This window comes from Pseudomonas sp. yb_5 (assembly GCF_043103865.1).
GTDB classification, from domain to species: domain Bacteria; phylum Pseudomonadota; class Gammaproteobacteria; order Pseudomonadales; family Pseudomonadaceae; genus Aquipseudomonas; species Aquipseudomonas putida_Y.
This window is the reverse complement of record NZ_JBICKE010000113.1, coordinates 1-16,661: the sequence shown is the minus strand read 5'-3', so window position 1 is coordinate 16,661 and position 16,661 is coordinate 1. Positions and strand designations below refer to the sequence as shown.

At 61.8% G+C, this 16,661-nt stretch carries 14 protein-coding genes; 10 read left to right on the top strand and 4 right to left on the bottom strand.

Going from position 1 to position 16,661, the window contains the following annotated elements; genetic code table 11:
* Positions 1 to 23: 23 nt before the first annotated feature.
* Positions 24 to 1,949, bottom strand: coding sequence for a transglycosylase SLT domain-containing protein (locus tag ACF8GF_RS21185; protein WP_176684844.1), 1,926 nt, complete (start codon positions 1,947 to 1,949; stop codon positions 24 to 26).
* 220 nt (positions 1,950 to 2,169) lie between these two features.
* On the opposite strand from ACF8GF_RS21185, the gene ACF8GF_RS21180 reads away from it, so the two are divergent.
* A complete protein-coding gene (locus ACF8GF_RS21180) occupies positions 2,170 to 4,098 on the top strand; it encodes an ATP-binding cassette domain-containing protein (RefSeq protein ID WP_176684845.1) in 1,929 nt (642 codons plus the stop codon).
* Between the two features lie 107 nt (positions 4,099 to 4,205).
* Here the strand turns inward: ACF8GF_RS21180 and ACF8GF_RS21175 are convergent, their stop codons facing one another.
* Positions 4,206 to 4,646: a universal stress protein gene (locus ACF8GF_RS21175; protein ID WP_176684846.1), complete on the bottom strand. Its 441-nt coding sequence runs from the start codon at positions 4,644 to 4,646 to the stop codon at positions 4,206 to 4,208.
* Positions 4,647 to 4,755: 109 nt separating this feature from the next.
* Here ACF8GF_RS21175 and ACF8GF_RS21170 point away from each other — a divergent pair, with 109 nt between their 5' ends.
* The 7 genes from ACF8GF_RS21170 to ACF8GF_RS21140 all read left to right on the top strand — a co-directional run bounded on the left by ACF8GF_RS21170 (position 4,756) and on the right by ACF8GF_RS21140 (position 13,187).
* Positions 4,756 to 5,193, top strand: coding sequence for a hypothetical protein (locus ACF8GF_RS21170; RefSeq protein WP_003248762.1), 438 nt, complete (start codon positions 4,756 to 4,758; stop codon positions 5,191 to 5,193).
* 612 nt (positions 5,194 to 5,805) lie between these two features.
* Positions 5,806 to 7,953, top strand: coding sequence for a fatty acid oxidation complex subunit alpha FadB (gene fadB, locus ACF8GF_RS21165; protein ID WP_392488354.1), 2,148 nt, complete (start codon positions 5,806 to 5,808; stop codon positions 7,951 to 7,953).
* A 31-nt stretch (positions 7,954 to 7,984) separates the two neighbouring features.
* Positions 7,985 to 9,160 carry an acetyl-CoA C-acyltransferase FadA gene (gene fadA / locus ACF8GF_RS21160; RefSeq protein ID WP_010953128.1) on the top strand — a complete coding sequence of 392 codons (1,176 nt, stop codon included), beginning with the start codon at positions 7,985 to 7,987 and terminating at the stop codon, positions 9,158 to 9,160.
* 76 nt (positions 9,161 to 9,236) lie between these two features.
* The gene (locus ACF8GF_RS21155) at positions 9,237 to 9,488 is read left to right on the top strand and encodes a DUF1653 domain-containing protein (protein ID WP_021785428.1); all 252 of its coding nucleotides are present in this window, start codon (positions 9,237 to 9,239) and stop codon (positions 9,486 to 9,488) included.
* Between the two features lie 100 nt (positions 9,489 to 9,588).
* Positions 9,589 to 12,198: a type I DNA topoisomerase gene (gene topA, locus ACF8GF_RS21150; protein ID WP_103443938.1), complete on the top strand. Its 2,610-nt coding sequence runs from the start codon at positions 9,589 to 9,591 to the stop codon at positions 12,196 to 12,198.
* A gap of 189 nt (positions 12,199 to 12,387) precedes the next feature.
* Positions 12,388 to 12,903, top strand: coding sequence for a DUF6586 family protein (locus ACF8GF_RS21145; protein ID WP_392488433.1), 516 nt, complete (start codon positions 12,388 to 12,390; stop codon positions 12,901 to 12,903).
* A 50-nt stretch (positions 12,904 to 12,953) separates the two neighbouring features.
* A complete protein-coding gene (locus ACF8GF_RS21140; protein WP_003248777.1) occupies positions 12,954 to 13,187 on the top strand; it encodes a hypothetical protein in 234 nt (77 codons plus the stop codon).
* Between the two features lie 50 nt (positions 13,188 to 13,237).
* Here the strand turns inward: ACF8GF_RS21140 and sulA are convergent, their stop codons facing one another.
* On the bottom strand, positions 13,238 to 13,714 hold the full coding sequence (gene sulA / locus ACF8GF_RS21135) for an SOS-induced cell division inhibitor SulA (protein ID WP_209964640.1): 477 nt from the start codon (positions 13,712 to 13,714) through the stop codon (positions 13,238 to 13,240).
* Positions 13,715 to 13,727: 13 nt separating this feature from the next.
* Complete coding sequence (lexA, locus tag ACF8GF_RS21130) at positions 13,728 to 14,336, bottom strand: transcriptional repressor LexA (protein WP_010953131.1); 609 nt, start codon at positions 14,334 to 14,336, stop codon at positions 13,728 to 13,730.
* A 286-nt stretch (positions 14,337 to 14,622) separates the two neighbouring features.
* Between lexA and ACF8GF_RS21125 the strand changes: the two genes are divergently transcribed.
* Both ACF8GF_RS21125 and nagZ read left to right on the top strand, forming a co-directional pair.
* Positions 14,623 to 15,330 (top strand): TetR/AcrR family transcriptional regulator, encoded by a 708-nt coding sequence (locus ACF8GF_RS21125; protein ID WP_003248784.1) that lies wholly within the window; start codon positions 14,623 to 14,625, stop codon positions 15,328 to 15,330.
* A gap of 189 nt (positions 15,331 to 15,519) precedes the next feature.
* Complete coding sequence (nagZ, locus tag ACF8GF_RS21120; RefSeq protein ID WP_392488434.1) at positions 15,520 to 16,518, top strand: beta-N-acetylhexosaminidase; 999 nt, start codon at positions 15,520 to 15,522, stop codon at positions 16,516 to 16,518.
* Positions 16,519 to 16,661: the final 143 nt, after the last annotated feature.

The window sequence follows — 16,661 nt, the reverse complement described above, 5'->3', positions numbered from 1 at the left end:
GGCCGGTACAGGCTCAACAGCAATCACATGTCATCGAAATACCGCTCATGCCAATCCACCAGCGGCTGCGGCGAATTCAGCTTTTGCCCGTAGATCACCGAATACGACAGCACGTTCTGCACATATTGGCGTGTTTCGTCGAACGGGATCGACTCTACCCACACATCGAAGCTCAGGTGCTTGGCGCCTTTGAGCCACTGGCGAACGCGCCCGGGGCCGGCGTTGTAGGCTGCCGAAGCCAGCACCCGGTTGCCGTTGAACTGGCTGTGTACCTGGCTCAGGTAGGCTGCACCCAGCTGGATGTTCTTGTCCGGGTTCAGCACTTGCGCCGGTGATGCCAGCGGGATACTGAACTTGCGTGCGGTTTCCTTGGCCGTGGCCGGCATCAGCTGCATCAGGCCGCTGGCGCCCACGGGAGAGCGTGCGTCCTCCATGAAGGCGCTTTCCTGGCGAGTGATGGCGAATACCCAGCTCGAATGCAGGCCGCGAACCTTGGCTTCACGCACCAGCGTGTCGCGGTGGGCCATGGGGAAGCGGATGTCCAGGTCGTCCCAGTAGCGGGCCTGGCTGATGGTGCGGATGGCCGGAAAGTACCAGCGCAGCTCGTAGGCCAGGCGAGCCTGTGCAACCATTTCGTCACGGGTGAAGTGGCGGCTGACGTGGTACCACTCACGGCGGCCGTCGACAATCTGGCCACGGGCGTGGAATTCCAGTGCGCGCTGGATACCGGGCGTGTTACGGACCTTCTTGACCAGTTGCGGGCTCAGCAGCAGCGGCTTGTTGTTCAGCTGGTACGGTGCCTGTGCCCGGTCGGCGGCGAGAAAGCCATAGAAGTCACGCTCACGCGCTGCGGCCTTGTAAAGCAGCGGAACCTGCGGGTTGTTTGGCTGTGCCAGTTCCAGGCTGCGAGCCTGCCAGTACCTCCAGCGGCTGGTGCTGGCCAGGTCCTGGGGAAGGCGCTTGGTCAGCTCGTAGGCGTCCTCCCAGCGGCCCAGGCGCAGCAGCAGGCGAAGGCGCCATTCGCTGACGGTGTTGTCACGCAGCTCGGGGTCGTAGCGGGTCATCAGACCGAGCGCGCGTGGGTCGTAGCGGCGTGCGAGGGTCAGGCCGATTTCGCGGGCGATGGCCACCTTTTCATCACGCGAGAAGTGCATGCGCTGGGCGTAATCGTCGAGCAGTGCCATGGCCCGCTCCGGGTTCTGCCGGGCCAGGCGGCGAAGGCCGAGGCTGACCACGTCGGACATGGCCTCGTTGACCGGGGTAAAGCGCGACGGCTGGTTGAGCAGCTCAGGCTTCTGCGCTACGTCGACCAGCAGGCGCCCCTGCGGGCGGAGGGTGGTCAGGCCCTTGGCCAGCGTGTTTGCCAGGCCGTAGTTGCGCGCCTGGGCTGCCAGCTTGGTGCGTGCCCAGCGCTTGGCTTCGGTCAACTGGCCTTCGGCTGCCCACATGCCGAACAGCGCGTCGCAGGCGGCAGGTTGCGATTTGCCGACGTTCCACAGCTTGTCGGCGGTGGCGTAACCTTCGGCGCGCAAGCCGTGGCTGAGCTGGTATTGGCCGTTGAGGCAGTCCAGTTCGGTAAAATTGAGCTTGGGGTCGTAGTACTTGACGAAGGTATCCCACTCGCCACGTTCGGCCAGCCAGCGCAACCAGCGCAGCTTCATCCAGTTGGCCTGGGGCAGGTCGCCATGCTTGGCAAGAAAACCTTCGATTTCCTGATTGCTGGCGCTTTTCAGGCGTGCTGTGAGTTCATCGTAGGCCAGGTAGGGCGTCAGCGGGTAGTCCTTCAAGGCCTGGGCATAGCGCAGGTACGGGCCTTTGTCGCCTTTGGCCAGCGCTCGCTTGGCCTCGTCGTAGTACTGGCGTTGCAGGGTCAGGTCGGCGGCCTGCGCCACGCAGGTGGCGGCGGTAAGCAGCAGGCAGGATGCAATATGTAACAGGCGGCTGCGCATGATACGTCCGGGCAGTTGAACCATGGGGAGTGTCGGCGGAGCCAGCACTGTTGGAAGCTATTGCCTTAGCTTAGCCGTTTGCCGGCGGTGGGTGAAAGCGCTGTGCGTGTATCGGGATATTAAGTTCGACCAGATGTCGCCAGGCGTTCGCCGGTTGGCCTGGCGGATGCCGTCGGGGCCCAAGTCAGGTAGAATGCGCGCCCGATTTATGGAGACCAACATGACCCTGCTCAAATTCAGCGATGTGTCCCTCGCATTCGGCGCCATGCCGCTGCTGGACAAAGTGTCCTGGCAGATCGCTCGTGGCGAGCGGGTGTGCATCATCGGCCGCAACGGCACCGGCAAGTCGAGCATGCTGCGCCTGGTCAAGGGCGAGCAGAAGGGCGACGACGGCGAAATCTGGCGTGCCCCGGGCCTGAAGATCGGTGAGCTGCCACAGGAGCTGCCGGTGGCCGACGAGCGAACGGTGTTCGACGTCGTAGCCGCTGGTCTGGAGGGCGTGGGCGAGTTGCTGGCGCAGTTCCACCACCTGAGCATGAACATCCAGGGCGATGAAGACCTGGAAAAACTCATGCACGTCCAGCATGAGCTGGAAGCCCGCGACGGCTGGCGCCTGCAGCAGGTGGTGGAAAGCACGCTCAGTCGCCTGCAACTGCCGGCCGACAAGACCCTGGCCGAGCTGTCCGGTGGCTGGCGCCGCCGCGTGCTGCTGGCCCAGGCGCTGGTGTCCGAGCCCGACCTGCTGCTGCTCGACGAACCGACCAACCACCTGGACATCGGTGCCATTGCCTGGCTCGAAGAGGCCCTGCGTGGCTTCAACGGCGCGGTATTGTTCATCACCCACGACCGTTCGTTCCTGCAGAACCTGGCCACCCGCATCCTCGAGCTGGACCGTGGCGGCCTGATCGACTGGAACGGCGACTACGCCAGCTTCCTGGTGCACAAGGAGGCCGCACTGGCCGCCGAGGAAACCGCCAACGCGCTCTTCGACAAGCGCCTGGCCCAGGAAGAAGTGTGGATTCGCCAGGGTATCAAGGCCCGCCGTACCCGCAACGAAGGCCGTGTGCGTGCACTGAAGGCCCTGCGTGTGGAGCGTGGCGAGCGCCGCGAACGACAGGGCAAGGCCAACATTCAGATCGAAGCAGCGGACAAGTCCGGCAAGCAGGTGATGGTGCTGGAAAATGTCAGCTTCCATCACCCGGACGGGCCTCTGCTGGTCAAGGACTTTTCCATGGTCCTGCAGCGGCAGGACCGCATCGGTCTGCTGGGCGCAAACGGCACTGGCAAGACCACTTTGCTCAAGATGATGCTGGGCGACCTTGAGCCTACTGCGGGCAAAGTGGAGCGTGGCACCAAGCTCGAGGTGGCTTATTTCGACCAGATGCGCCACCAGCTCGACCTGGAAAAGACCGTGATCGACAACCTGGCCGAAGGCCGTGATTTCATCGAGATCGATGGTCAGAACCGCCACGTGCTGAGCTACCTGGGCGACTTCCTGTTCAGTCCCCAGCGTGCGCGCACGCCGGTCAAGGCGCTGTCAGGTGGTGAGCGTGCGCGGCTGCTGCTGGCCAAGCTGTTCAGCAAGCCGGCCAACCTGCTGGTGCTCGACGAACCGACCAACGACCTGGACGTGGAAACCCTCGAGCTTCTGGAAGAGGTGCTGTCCAACTACAAAGGCACCGTGCTGATGGTCAGCCACGACCGGGCCTTCCTCGACAACGTCGTTACCAGCACGCTGGTGTTCGAAGGCGAGGGTAAGGTGCGTGAGTATGTGGGCGGCTACGAGGACTGGATTCGCCAGGGCGGCTCGCCGAAATTGCTGGGTGTGACCGAGAGCAAGGGCGGCAAGTCTGCGCTCAACAGCGCGGTGGTTGAGAAGGTCGAGGCCAAGCCTGAACCTGTTGTTGCGGCGGTGGTGGAAGAGCCTTCGAAGAAGAAACTCAGCTACAAGCTGCAGCGTGAGCTGGAAATGCTGCCGGGGCAGATCGACGAGCTGGAACAGCGGATGGCCGAGGCTCAGGAAGAAGTGAATGCGGCGGGCTTCTATCAGCGGCCAATTGCAGAAACTTCGGCGGTGCTGGCACAGATCGAGAAGCTGCAGGGCGAGCTGGATGTATTGGTAGAGCGCTGGGCTGAGCTGGAAGGCTGACTGGCGTTAGCCTGTTCCGGCCTCTTCGCGGGTAAACCCGCTCCTGCAGGGATCGCCATACCCTTGCAGGCGCAGGCTTGCACGCGAAGAGGCCGGTTCAGGTCGAATCAATCCTTCTTCAGCAAGCGTACCGCCAGCACGTCACACGGCGCGCCGTGCAGCACATCGTTGGCCGTGGAGCCCAGCAGCAATGCCAGGCCGTGACGACCATGGCTGCCGACCACGATCAGGTCGCAGTTCTGGTCCTTGGCCAGCTGGTGGATTTCCTGGCGCGGTTGGCCGTAGGTCAGGTGCGAGTCGCCGCGGTTGATTTCCGGGTATTTGTGGAACAGGCGGTCCATGCGCTCCTTGGCTTGGTCGAACTGCTGCTGTTGCAACTGCGACAGGTCCATCGGTACGTCACCGCCGAAAGCCATGGCCATCGGCTCGACAATGTGCACCAGGGATACCTTGGCATTCGAAGGTTCTGCCAGCGCCATGGCGCGCTTGATCACCGGGTCGCACTCTTCGGTCAGGTCGACAGCGACCAACAAATGTTCGTATTTCATGAGCGGTACTCCTGACAATCGCGATAGAAGAAGTATGGTCGCTTTAGGGCGGGTCCACCGTGAAAATGGCTAACCAGCTCATTTGCAACGTTTTATGGGAACTACTGATATGACGGTATTGCTGGTGGTGTCAATCCTTGCGCTGATTCTCAGCCCGCTTTCCTGGCTGCGCAGTTCGCGCAAGCAGAGCGAGCAGATGAAGTTGCGCCTGGAGGCTCGGCGCATGGGGCTGGCCATGCAGCTGGCGCCTCAGCAGTGGCCGCATTGGCTGGAAAAAGAGCCGCCAAGCCCCTGCCCGCAATATCACCGAGCCCGGCGTCGTGGGCATGAGGACAGTTTCAGCTTCTGGCAGGTCAGCCCCGGGGTGTGGTGGAATCAGTGGCGCGAGCCCTGCGAAGACCCACGCTTCATGGGCGCCTTGTCGCGTTTGCCGGCGAGTGTGTACAAGGTGGAGGCCGATGCGCGGATGATTGCCTTGTACTGGACCGAGCGCGGCGATACTGCTGTGTTGCAGGATGTTGCCTACGCCCTCGAAACCTTGGCTTGAGCTCAGCCCATATGCGCCCCTGTAGGCGAGGATTCACCTGCGAACACCGGCAGGGCCGGTGCCAAGCTCCGCGGTGCCTGCTTCGCGGGTAAACCCGCTCCTACGGGGGCGGAATCCAGCCTGGTCAATCTGTTCTATAACGACAAAGCGGCGGCTCGGCATGACCCTGAAGGGGTGGGGTGCCAAGTCGCCGCTTTGCGTTCTGCTGCGCAGAAAAGGCCAGGCAGGCCGGGTATTCATGCAAGCAAGTGCCAGTGTAGTCGCCCTGGCTCGCCGCGCAAGCGCAAAGCACTCCAGCCAATACGTGTGGTCAATCGCTGACATGAATGACCGGCGATCACTGTCATCATGTTTTGTACCCGGGCGATAGAAAATGACTGGAAAGTCGCGCTTTCGCCGTGCTCGTGAGCATTTGACAACGCCCATCTTTTCGGAGAATGTGTGCACACCCAAATCAAACGGGCGTATGAATTGAGCGTTTGTATGTCATCACGCCAAGCCATACTTCCGACTAGCGCGCTGACGGGTGTGCCTGGGGCAGGGCAGCTAGGCCTGCTTTTGCTGCAGCGATCGGCGTGTACAGTTCAGCTTCCATATCGTGGAGATCAGTTGATGATTTACGAAGGTAAAGCCATCACGGTTAAGGCTCTTGAAAGTGGCATCGTCGAGCTCAAGTTCGACCTCAAGGGTGAGTCCGTCAACAAGTTCAACCGCCTTACCCTGAGCGAGCTGCGCCAGGCCGTCGATGCCATCCAGGCCGATGCCTCGGTCAAGGGCGTGATCGTCAGCAGTGGCAAGGACGTGTTCATCGTCGGCGCCGACATCACCGAGTTCGTCGACAACTTCAAGCTGCCTGAGGCCGAGCTGGTCGCTGGCAACCTGGAAGCCAATCGCATCTTCAACGCCTTCGAAGACCTCGAAGTGCCGACCGTTGCCGCCATCAACGGCATCGCGCTGGGCGGCGGCCTGGAAATGTGCCTGGCGGCCGACTACCGGGTCATGTCCAGCAGCGCCAGGATCGGCCTGCCGGAAGTCAAGCTGGGTATCTACCCGGGCTTTGGCGGTACCGTGCGCCTGCCGCGCCTGATCGGCTCGGACAACGCCATCGAGTGGATCGCCGCCGGCAAGGAAAACCGCGCCGAAGACGCCCTGAAAGTGGGGGCCGTCGACGCCGTGGTCGCCCCTGAGCTGCTGCTGGCCGGTGCCCTCGACCTGATCAAGCGTGCTATCAGTGGCGAGCTGGACTACAAGGCCAAGCGCCAGCCGAAGCTGGAAAAGCTCAAGCTCAATGCCATCGAGCAGATGATGGCCTTCGAGACCGCCAAGGGCTTCGTCGCAGGCCAGGCCGGGCCGAACTACCCGGCCCCGGTCGAAGCGATCAAGAGCATCCAGAAAGCCGCCAACTTCGGTCGCGACAAGGCCCTGGAAGTCGAAGCCGCGGGATTTGCCAAGCTGGCCAAGACCTCGGTCGCCGAGAGCCTGATCGGCTTGTTCCTCAACGATCAGGAACTCAAGCGCAAGGCCAAGGCGCATGACGAGATCGCCCACGACGTGAAGCAGGCCGCCGTCCTCGGCGCCGGCATCATGGGCGGCGGTATCGCCTACCAGTCGGCGGTCAAAGGTACGCCGATCCTGATGAAGGACATCCGCGAGGAAGCCATTCAACTGGGTCTGAACGAGGCCTCCAAGCTGCTCGGCAACCGCGTCGAGAAGGGCCGCCTGACCCCGGCCAAGATGGCCGAGGCCCTCAACGCCATTCGCCCGACCCTGTCTTATGGCGATTTCGCCAATGTCGACATCGTCGTCGAGGCTGTGGTCGAGAACCCGAAGGTCAAGCAAGCGGTACTGGCGGAAGTGGAAGGCCAGGTGAAGGACGATGCGATCCTCGCTTCCAACACCTCCACCATCTCCATCAACCTGCTGGCCAAGGCGCTCAAGCGTCCGGAAAACTTCGTCGGCATGCACTTCTTCAACCCGGTGCACATGATGCCGCTGGTTGAAGTGATCCGTGGCGAGAAGTCCAGTGAAGTGGCGGTTGCCACCACCGTGGCCTACGCCAAGAAAATGGGCAAGAACCCGATCGTGGTCAACGACTGCCCGGGCTTTTTGGTCAACCGCGTGCTGTTCCCGTACTTCGGCGGCTTCGCCAAGCTGGTCAGCGCCGGCGTCGATTTTGTGCGCATCGACAAGGTCATGGAAAAGTTCGGCTGGCCGATGGGCCCAGCCTACCTGATGGACGTGGTCGGCATCGACACCGGTCACCATGGCCGCGATGTGATGGCCGAAGGTTTCCCGGACCGGATGAAGGACGAGCGTCGCTCGGCCGTTGATGCGCTGTACGAGGCTAACCGCCTGGGTCAGAAGAACGGCAAGGGCTTCTACGCCTACGAAACCGACAAGCGCGGCAAGCCGAAGAAGGTTTTCGATGCCGCCGTGCTCGACGTGCTCAAACCGATCGTGTTCGAGCAGCGTGAAGTGACCGATGAAGACATCATCAACTGGATGATGGTCCCGCTGTGCCTGGAGACTGTGCGCTGCCTGGAAGACGGCATCGTCGAAACCGCCGCCGAAGCCGATATGGGGCTGGTCTACGGCATTGGTTTCCCTCCCTTCCGCGGTGGTGCGCTGCGTTACATCGACTCGATCGGTGTGGCCGAATTCGTTGCCCTGGCCGATCAGTACGCCGACCTGGGGCCGCTGTACCACCCGACCGCCAAGCTGCGTGAAATGGCCAAGAACGGCCAGCGCTTCTTCAACTGAGCGGTCAACGAGCTAGAGCGAGAGATTTGATATGAGCCTGAATCCAAGAGACGTGGTGATTGTCGACTTCGGTCGCACGCCAATGGGCCGCTCCAAGGGTGGCATGCACCGCAATACCCGCGCTGAAGACATGTCGGCGCACCTGATCAGCAAACTGCTGGAACGCAACGGCAAGGTCGACCCGAAAGAAGTCGAGGATGTGATCTGGGGCTGCGTCAACCAGACCCTGGAGCAGGGCTGGAACATCGCCCGCATGGCGTCGCTGATGACCCCGATCCCGCACACCTCTGCGGCGCAGACCGTCAGCCGCCTGTGCGGTTCGTCGATGAGCGCCCTGCACACGGCTGCCCAGGCGATCATGACCGGTAACGGTGATGTGTTCGTGGTGGGTGGCGTGGAGCACATGGGCCACGTCAGCATGATGCACGGTGTCGACCCCAACCCGCACCTGTCCTTGCATGCCGCCAAGGCTTCCGGGATGATGGGCCTGACTGCGGAAATGCTCGGCAAGATGCACGGCATCACCCGTGAGCAGCAGGACCTGTTCGGCTTGCGTTCGCACCAGCTGGCCCACAAAGCCACTGTCGAAGGCAAGTTCAAGGATGAGATCATCCCGATGCAGGGCTACGACGAAAACGGCTTCCTGAAGGTGTTCGATTTCGACGAAACCATTCGCCCGGAAACCACCCTCGAAGGCCTGGCGTCGCTCAAGCCTGCGTTCAACCCGAAAGGCGGTACTGTCACTGCCGGTACCTCGTCGCAGATTACCGACGGCGCATCGTGCATGATCGTGATGTCCGGCCAGCGTGCGATGGACCTGGGTATCCAGCCATTGGCGGTGATCCGTTCGATGGCAGTGGCCGGTGTCGACCCGGCAATCATGGGCTATGGCCCGGTGCCATCGACCCAGAAAGCCCTCAAGCGTGCCGGTCTTACCATGGCTGACATCGACTTCATCGAGCTCAATGAAGCCTTCGCTGCACAGGCCCTGCCAGTGCTGAAAGACTTGAAAGTGCTCGACAAGATGGATGAGAAGGTTAACCTGCACGGCGGCGCGATTGCCTTGGGCCACCCGTTCGGTTGCTCCGGGGCGCGGATTTCGGGCACCCTGCTCAACGTCATGAAGCAAAATGGCGGTACGCTGGGTGTTGCGACCATGTGCGTCGGCCTGGGCCAAGGTATCACTACTGTCTTCGAACGCGTCTGATCGCGTAGCGGGACAGCAACCGGGGCCTTGTGCCCCGGTTTTGTTTTTTCAGGTTTTATTCAAGAGGGTGTGCAACATGCAGATACAACCAGGCGTCTACCGGCATTACAAAGGGCCTGAGTACCGTGTCTTCAGTGTTGCGCGGCACTCCGAAACCGAAGAGTGGATGGTGTTCTACCAATGCCTGTATGGTGATTACAGCTTCTGGGTACGCCCCCTTTCGATGTTCGAGGAGTCCGTAGAAGTTGACGGCGAGCAGGTGCCACGCTTTGCTTTGGTCAAGGCCGAAGAGGGGCTGCCCGGGTTGCTGGGCAAGTCGCACGACTGATCGTCCGAGCTTGACCTCACACTTTTGCCACTATATATAGCGGTGCCGCGTCTGGCACTTGGCGCGTTTTTTATCTTCAGATTCAGGAATACTCCGATCCATGGGCAAATCGCTGGTCATTGTGGAATCCCCGGCCAAGGCCAAGACCATCAACAAGTACCTGGGCAACCAGTACGTGGTGAAGTCGAGTATCGGCCATATCCGAGACCTCCCCACCAGCGGTTCGGCCAGCGCGAGCAAAGAGCCGGCCGCCAAGCGTGGCAAGGCTGCGGGTGAGGCGCCGGCGCTTTCGCCGAAAGAAAAGGCCCGCCGCCAGCTGGTGGCGCGCATGGGCGTCGACCCCGACCATGGCTGGAAGGCCAAGTACGAGATCCTGCCTGGCAAGGAAAAGGTGATCGAAGAGCTGCGCCGCCTGGCCAAGGATGCCGACACCATCTATCTCGCAACCGACTTGGACCGCGAAGGGGAAGCCATTGCCTGGCACCTGCGCGAGGCCATCGGGGGTGACGACACCCGCTACAAGCGCGTGGTGTTCAACGAAATTACCAAGAAGGCCATTCAGGAGGCCTTCTCGCAGCCGGGCGAGCTGGACATCGACCGGGTCAACGCCCAACAGGCGCGGCGTTTCCTCGACCGCGTGGTCGGTTACATGGTTTCGCCATTGCTGTGGGCCAAGATTGCTCGCGGCCTGTCCGCTGGCCGTGTGCAGTCGGTAGCGGTAAAGCTGGTGGTGGAGCGCGAGCGCGAGATCCGCGCGTTCATCCCGGAAGAGTACTGGGAAATCCACGCCGACCTCGGCACCGCCAAGAACGCCAAGGTGCGTTTCGAGGTGGCGCGCGAGAAGGGCGAGGCCTTCAAGCCGCTGAACGAAGCTCAGGCCATGGCGGCGCTGGATAAGCTCAAGGCTTCCAGCTACAGCGTGGTCAAGCGCGAAGACCGTCCGACCAGCAGCAAGCCATCGGCCCCCTTCATTACTTCCACCTTGCAGCAAGCGGCCAGTAACCGCCTGGGCTTCGGTGTGAAGAAAACCATGATGATGGCCCAGCGCTTGTACGAAGCCGGTTACATCACCTACATGCGTACCGACTCGACCAACCTGTCGGCTGACGCCCTGGATATGGCACGCAGCTACATCGAGCGGGAGTTCGGCAAGCAGTACCTGCCGGAGGCGCCACTGGTTTACGGCAGCAAGGAGGGCGCCCAAGAGGCGCACGAAGCGATTCGACCTTCTGACGTGAATACCCATCCGACCAAGCTTAGTGGCATGGAGCGTGATGCCGAGCGCCTGTACGAGCTGATCTGGCGCCAGTTCCTGGCTTGCCAGATGCCGCCAGCGCAGTACCTGTCCACCAGCGTCACCGTCGCTGCCGGCGATTTCGAGCTGCGTGCCAAGGGCCGCATCCTCAAGTTCGACGGCTACACCCGTGTGCTGCCCCAGCAGAGCAAGCCGGGCGAAGACGACGTGCTGCCAGAAATGGTTCAGGGTGAAGCGCTTAAACTGATTCAGATCGACCCGAGCCAGCACTTCACCAAGCCACCGGCGCGCTTCACCGAAGCCAGCCTGGTCAAGGAAATGGAAAAGCGCGGCATTGGCCGCCCATCGACCTACGCGGCGATCATTTCCACCATCCAGGACCGTGGCTATGTGACGCTGCACAACCGCCGCTTCTACTCCGAGAAGATGGGCGACATCGTCACCGAGCGCCTGTCGGAGAGCTTCTCCAACCTGATGGACTACGGCTTTACTGCCGTCATGGAAGAGAACCTCGACGACGTGGCCCAGGGCGAGCGTGACTGGAAGAACGTGCTCGACGAGTTCTACGGCGACTTCAGCAAAAAGCTGCAGACTGCCGAGTCCAGTGAAGACGGCATGCGTGCCAACCAGCCGACCATGACCAACATTCCGTGCAAGGAATGTGGCCGGCCGATGATGATTCGCACCGCCTCTACAGGCGTGTTCCTGGGTTGCTCTGGCTACAGCCTGCCGCCGAAAGAGCGCTGCAAGGCTACCGTCAACCTGGTGCCGGGCGACGAGATTGCTGCTGACGACGAGGGCGAGTCGGAATCGCGCGTGCTGCTGGGCAAGCACCGTTGCCCGATCTGCGCCACGGCGATGGACGCCTACCTGCTGGACGAGAAGCACAAGCTGCACATCTGCGGTAACAACCCGGATTGTGTAGGTTACGAGATCGAGGAAGGCAACTACCGCATCAAGGGCTACGAAGGGCCGAGCCTTGAGTGCGACAAGTGCGGTAGCGAGATGCAATTGAAGACCGGCCGTTTCGGCAAGTTCTTCGGCTGCACCAACCCGGCGTGCAAGAACACCCGCAAGCTGCTCAAGAGCGGCGAGGCGGCGCCGCCGAAGATGGACAAGGTAGACATGCCGGAGCTCAAGTGCGAGAAGGTCGACGATACCTACGTGCTGCGCGACGGTGCTTCGGGGCTGTTCCTGGCTGCCAGTCAGTTCCCCAAGAACCGCGAAACCCGTGCGCCGCTGGTGCTGGAGATTGTGCCGCACAAGCATGAGATCGACCCGAAGTACCACTTCCTGTGCGATGCGCCGCAGAAAGACCCGGATGGCCGCCCGGCGGTGATCCGCTACAGCCGCAAGACCAAGGAGCAGTACGTACAGTCCGAGGTCGATGGCAAGCCGACCGGTTGGAAGGCGTTCTACGACGGCAATGCCTGGAAGGTTGAAGACAAGCGCTGATCTATCGGTGCTGTGATATGGGGCCGCTTTGCGCCCCTTCGCGGGCTTGCCCGCTCCCACAGGTATCGCGCCGCCCTTGAATGTGGCGCTGTACTGGTGGGAGCGGGCAAGCCCGCGAAGGGGCGCAAAGCGGCCCCAATCATTTATGATGCAGATATCCGCCTTGTAGCCTTATGGGAGGGCACTGAAATGGCCCAGGAACTCTACACCCGCACCAACCAGAAACTGTTCTTCGCCGGCCTCGCCCTCGAGTCCATGGCCAAGGCTGAACAAAGCCAGGCCATGAATGCCCAAGGCTTGGTTCAGGCTGAACGCGAGTCGGCGCTGTTCCACCTGTATGGTGCTCTGTTGGGGCTGTGCCATGAAATCGGGGGCTTCTACCGCCTGCCGGTTGTCGCAACGGTGGAGCAGGCCCTGGCCGAGGATGCCCTGAACGGTATCGCCATCCCGGAAGTGGCCGAGTTGCTGGAGCTGGCCCGCCAGCGTGAAACCTGGCTGGCGCAAATGCTCGGTGCTTATGCCGATTTGTTCCGACCACCGGTCGCCAGAAAAGCGCCGAAAACCAACGTTACCCAGCCACTGATTCAGGCCGTCAATCTGGATGAGCCTGAGCATCCAGCGCTGTCGCGTGTCGAGCTGGAAAGCTGGCGCAACGACCTCAAAAGTTTGGTGAGACGTTTCCGCGACGCGTTGAGTGAGTGCTGATAACCGCAACGGCTGGTACAATAATCGCCTTTCGCGGAGAACTGCCATTTATGTCTACGTCTTTTCTGGAAATTGTCGAGTTGCCTGACGGCCGCATCGAACTTCGTCGCGCCGAGGATGAGGGCTCTCTGGTAACCCTGGATTTCTCGGAAGACGCCAAGGTGTTCCTGCAGGGTCAGCATGTGGAAGTGGCCAAGGCCATGCTCAGTGTGGGCGTGCAGATGGCCGGTCGCCTGATGGATGGCGAGCTCGAGCGTGATGAAGGGCCGCGTGTGCTGCACTGAGGGTGCAGCAGCGTATCAGGCTAGTTGAAGTGACAGGCAAAGCCTGAACATCAGCCGAGGCGGATGTTCAGGCTTTGTGCGTTTCCGGCACTGGCAGCACGTAGCAGTTGCTGACGTGCAGTGGCATTGACGTTACCCAGCCAGCTCACCACTGTGTGGCTGAGGCCCAGGCGCAAAGCCTCACAGGCCAGTTGCAGCGAGCTTTGATTGCTGCGGGGTTGCAGCAGCAGAATGCGTTCACGGTTGAGTCCGGCATCGCGCAGCCAGGCCTGGGTCAGGCTTGGCGGTGGGGCGATCAGGGTCAGCCAGCGGGCCTCGTCCTCTTCGCTCAACTCGCGCAGCACTGGCGCCAGCAGGCTTTGGCAGTGGCCAGGGGCACCGCGCAGCGACAGTTCGCTGAACAGTTCGGGCTGGCTGCTCTTGCGCGCCAGTTCCCTGGCTTTTAGGCCTGGCAGCACGGGCTGGGCGAGGAATGCTTCGAACAGGGGCAACTGGGCTTGCTCGGGTGCGTGAATGAACTGCTGCATGACGCCTCCTGGATCAGCGGCGAATGACGCCGACGCTCAAGCCCTCGATCACCAGTTCCTGTTCTTTCAGGTCGACTTCGATGGGGGCGAATTCGGGGTTTTCGGCAAGCAGCCAGACTTTGCTGCCTTCGCGCTTGAAGCGCTTGACTGTGACTTCGTCGCCGATGCGCGCCACCACGATCTGGCCGTTGCGGGCTTCACGACAGGTGTGCACAGCCAGCAGGTCACCGTCGAAGATGCCGACGTCCTTCATGCTCATGCCGTGTACGCGCAGCAAATAATCGGCTTGGGGGTGGAAGAAGGCAGGGTTGATGTTGCAGGATTGCTCGATGTGCTGTTCGGCAAGAATCGGCGCACCGGCCGCTACCCGGCCGATGATGGGCAGGCCGGCTTCTTCGGCCTTGGCTTCCAGGCCGGGAATGCGGATGCCGCGGGAAGCGCCCGGCGTCATTTCGATCGCGCCCTTGCGGGCAAGCGCCTTGAGGTGCTCCTCGGCGGCATTGGGCGACTTGAAGCCCAGCTCCTGAGCAATCTCGGCGCGGGTAGGCGGGAAGCCGTTGTCTTCCAGGCAGCGCTTGATGAACGCGAGAATTTCGGCTTGGCGTGGCGTCAGTTTCAACATGGTAAGCGCTCTGTCTTTTTGTACAGTGACTGGGATTATATACAGTGTAAGGCCCGCTGCAAGCTCCAAGCTGCAAGAAAGGGCGAAACGGCAGTCCTCCCATGCTTTTCAGTCACCCCAGGACGCGATTTTGCGATATCCGGCCGGTGTTGCTGTCACATCACGCTTGCAGCTTCCAGCTTGCACCTTTTAAATGGCGACCGCCCAGTCACCGAGCCTTGACAGAAGCAGGGCTGAAACGTATGTTTCAAACACCTGTTTGTCTGGCGGAGTAGTCGGAGTAGTCATGGCCCAATCGGAAACCGTTGAACGCATTCTCGACGCTGCCGAGCAGTTGTTCGCGGAAAGGGGGTTCGCCGAAACCTCGTTGCGGCTGATTACCAGCAAGGCCGGGGTCAACCTGGCGGCAGTCAACTATCATTTCGGCTCCAAGAAGGCGCTGATCCAGGCCGTTTTCTCGCGTTTCCTTGGCCCATTCTGCGCCAGTCTCGAGCGTGAGCTGGAGCGCCGCCAGGCCAAGCCGGAGCAAAAGCCCAGCCTCGAAGAACTGCTGGAAATGCTCGTAGAGCAGGCGCTGGCCGTGCAACCGCGTAGCAACAACGACCTGTCGATCTTCATGCGCCTGCTGGGTCTGGCGTTCAGCCAGAGCCAAGGGCACCTGCGGCGCTATCTGGAAGACATGTACGGCAAAGTGTTCCGCCGCTACATGCTGTTGGTGAACGAGGCAGCGCCACGCATTCCGCCACTGGAACTGTTCTGGCGTGTGCACTTCATGCTGGGTGCCGCGGCCTTCAGCATGTCCGGTATCAAAGCCCTGCGGGCGATTGCCGAGACCGACTTCGGCATCAACACTTCGATCGAGCAGGTGATGCGCCTGATGGTGCCGTTCCTGGCGGCAGGCATGCGCGCTGACAGCGGTGTGACCGACGAGGCGATGGCCACTGCGCAGCTGCGCCCGCGAACAAAGACCAGCTCGGCTACCGCCAAGGCCTGAAGGCTGGGCGTGGCAGGGCGCTTCCGCTAAGCTAGCGCCCATGCCTGATCTCGATCTACTTCATATTTCCCTTGCTGACCAGTGCTCTTATGGCTTCGCCTGTGGCCAGCGGCGTGTGCCTGTCGGTGTCTGCTGCCCCCCGGTGGGCCTCTCTCTGTCTTCAATGAAGGATTACCCATGACTGTCAGCCTGCAAGGCTCCCTGATGGTGGATATCGCCGGTAAATGGCTGACCGCCGAAGACCGTCAATTGCTGCGCCAGCCCGAAGTGGCTGGCCTGATCATCTTTGCCCGCAATATCGACAGCCCGCGCCAGGTGCGCGAGCTGTGCGCGTCCATCCGCGCCATTCGCCCCGAGCTGATCCTGGCAGTGGACCAGGAGGGTGGTCGCGTACAACGACTGCGCCAGGGCTTTGTGCGCCTGCCGGCCATGCGTGCGCTGGCCGATAACGACAACGCTGAATACCTGGCTGAGCAGTGCGGCTGGCTGATGGCGACCGAGGTACTGGCAGTTGGTCTGGACCTCAGCTTTGCTCCGGTGCTCGACCTGGACCACCAGCGTAGCGCCGTGGTGGGTAGCCGCGCGTTCGAGGGTGATCCGCTGCGTGCAACGCAACTGGCCGGCGCGTTCATCCGTGGCATGAATGCGGCGGGAATGGCCGCGTGTGGCAAGCATTTCCCGGGGCATGGTTGGGCCGAAGCCGATTCGCACGTGGCCATCCCCACCGATGAGCGCAGCCTGGAACAACTGCGCCAGGCCGACCTGGTGCCGTTTACCCGCCTGAGTGGGCAGCTTGCGGCAGTGATGCCGGCGCATGTCATTTACCCGCAGGTCGACAACCAGCCGGCCGGCTTCTCCCGGCGTTGGTTGCAGGACATCCTGCGTGGCGAGCTGGGCTTTGACGGGGTGATCTTCAGTGATGACCTGTCGATGGCCGGTGCGCATGTGGTGGGCGACGCGGCCAGCCGTATCGAAGCGGCGCTGAGCGCCGGCTGTGATATGGGCCTGGTGTGCAATGACCGGGCGGCGGCGGAGCTGGCGCTGAGTGCGGCGCAGCGGTTGAAGGTCAAACCGTCGCCGAGGATTGCGCGGATGCGCGGGCAAGGTTTTGCGCGGACCGATTATCGCCAGCAGCCGCGCTGGCAGGAGGCGTTGGGGGCGTTGAAGGAAGCTCAGCTGGTCGATTGACTGCGCGGGCCTGTTCGCTGCCACCAGTCGGGTTTGCCCGCGAATACGGTGGCAGCGGCAAAGGTGAACGACGGGTGGAAATTGGCCGGCAGGCCTGGCCCTTTCGCGGGTAAACCCGCTCCTACGACGGCCTGCGTCCAACC

Bases quoted from the DNA above. Each gene is read 5' to 3' on its own strand.
- ACF8GF_RS21185 (WP_176684844.1), bottom strand. From the start codon at position 1,949: ATGCGCAGCCGCCTGTTACATATTGCATCCTGCCTGCTGCTTACCGCC.
- ACF8GF_RS21180 (WP_176684845.1), top strand. From the start codon at position 2,170: ATGACCCTGCTCAAATTCAGCGATGTGTCCCTCGCATTCGGCGCCATG.
- ACF8GF_RS21175 (WP_176684846.1), bottom strand. From the start codon at position 4,646: ATGAAATACGAACATTTGTTGGTCGCTGTCGACCTGACCGAAGAGTGC.
- ACF8GF_RS21170 (WP_003248762.1), top strand. From the start codon at position 4,756: ATGACGGTATTGCTGGTGGTGTCAATCCTTGCGCTGATTCTCAGCCCG.
- fadB (WP_392488354.1), top strand. From the start codon at position 5,806: ATGATTTACGAAGGTAAAGCCATCACGGTTAAGGCTCTTGAAAGTGGC.
- fadA (WP_010953128.1), top strand. From the start codon at position 7,985: ATGAGCCTGAATCCAAGAGACGTGGTGATTGTCGACTTCGGTCGCACG.
- ACF8GF_RS21155 (WP_021785428.1), top strand. From the start codon at position 9,237: ATGCAGATACAACCAGGCGTCTACCGGCATTACAAAGGGCCTGAGTAC.
- topA (WP_103443938.1), top strand. From the start codon at position 9,589: ATGGGCAAATCGCTGGTCATTGTGGAATCCCCGGCCAAGGCCAAGACC.
- ACF8GF_RS21145 (WP_392488433.1), top strand. From the start codon at position 12,388: ATGGCCCAGGAACTCTACACCCGCACCAACCAGAAACTGTTCTTCGCC.
- ACF8GF_RS21140 (WP_003248777.1), top strand. From the start codon at position 12,954: ATGTCTACGTCTTTTCTGGAAATTGTCGAGTTGCCTGACGGCCGCATC.
- sulA (WP_209964640.1), bottom strand. From the start codon at position 13,714: ATGCAGCAGTTCATTCACGCACCCGAGCAAGCCCAGTTGCCCCTGTTC.
- lexA (WP_010953131.1), bottom strand. From the start codon at position 14,336: ATGTTGAAACTGACGCCACGCCAAGCCGAAATTCTCGCGTTCATCAAG.
- ACF8GF_RS21125 (WP_003248784.1), top strand. From the start codon at position 14,623: ATGGCCCAATCGGAAACCGTTGAACGCATTCTCGACGCTGCCGAGCAG.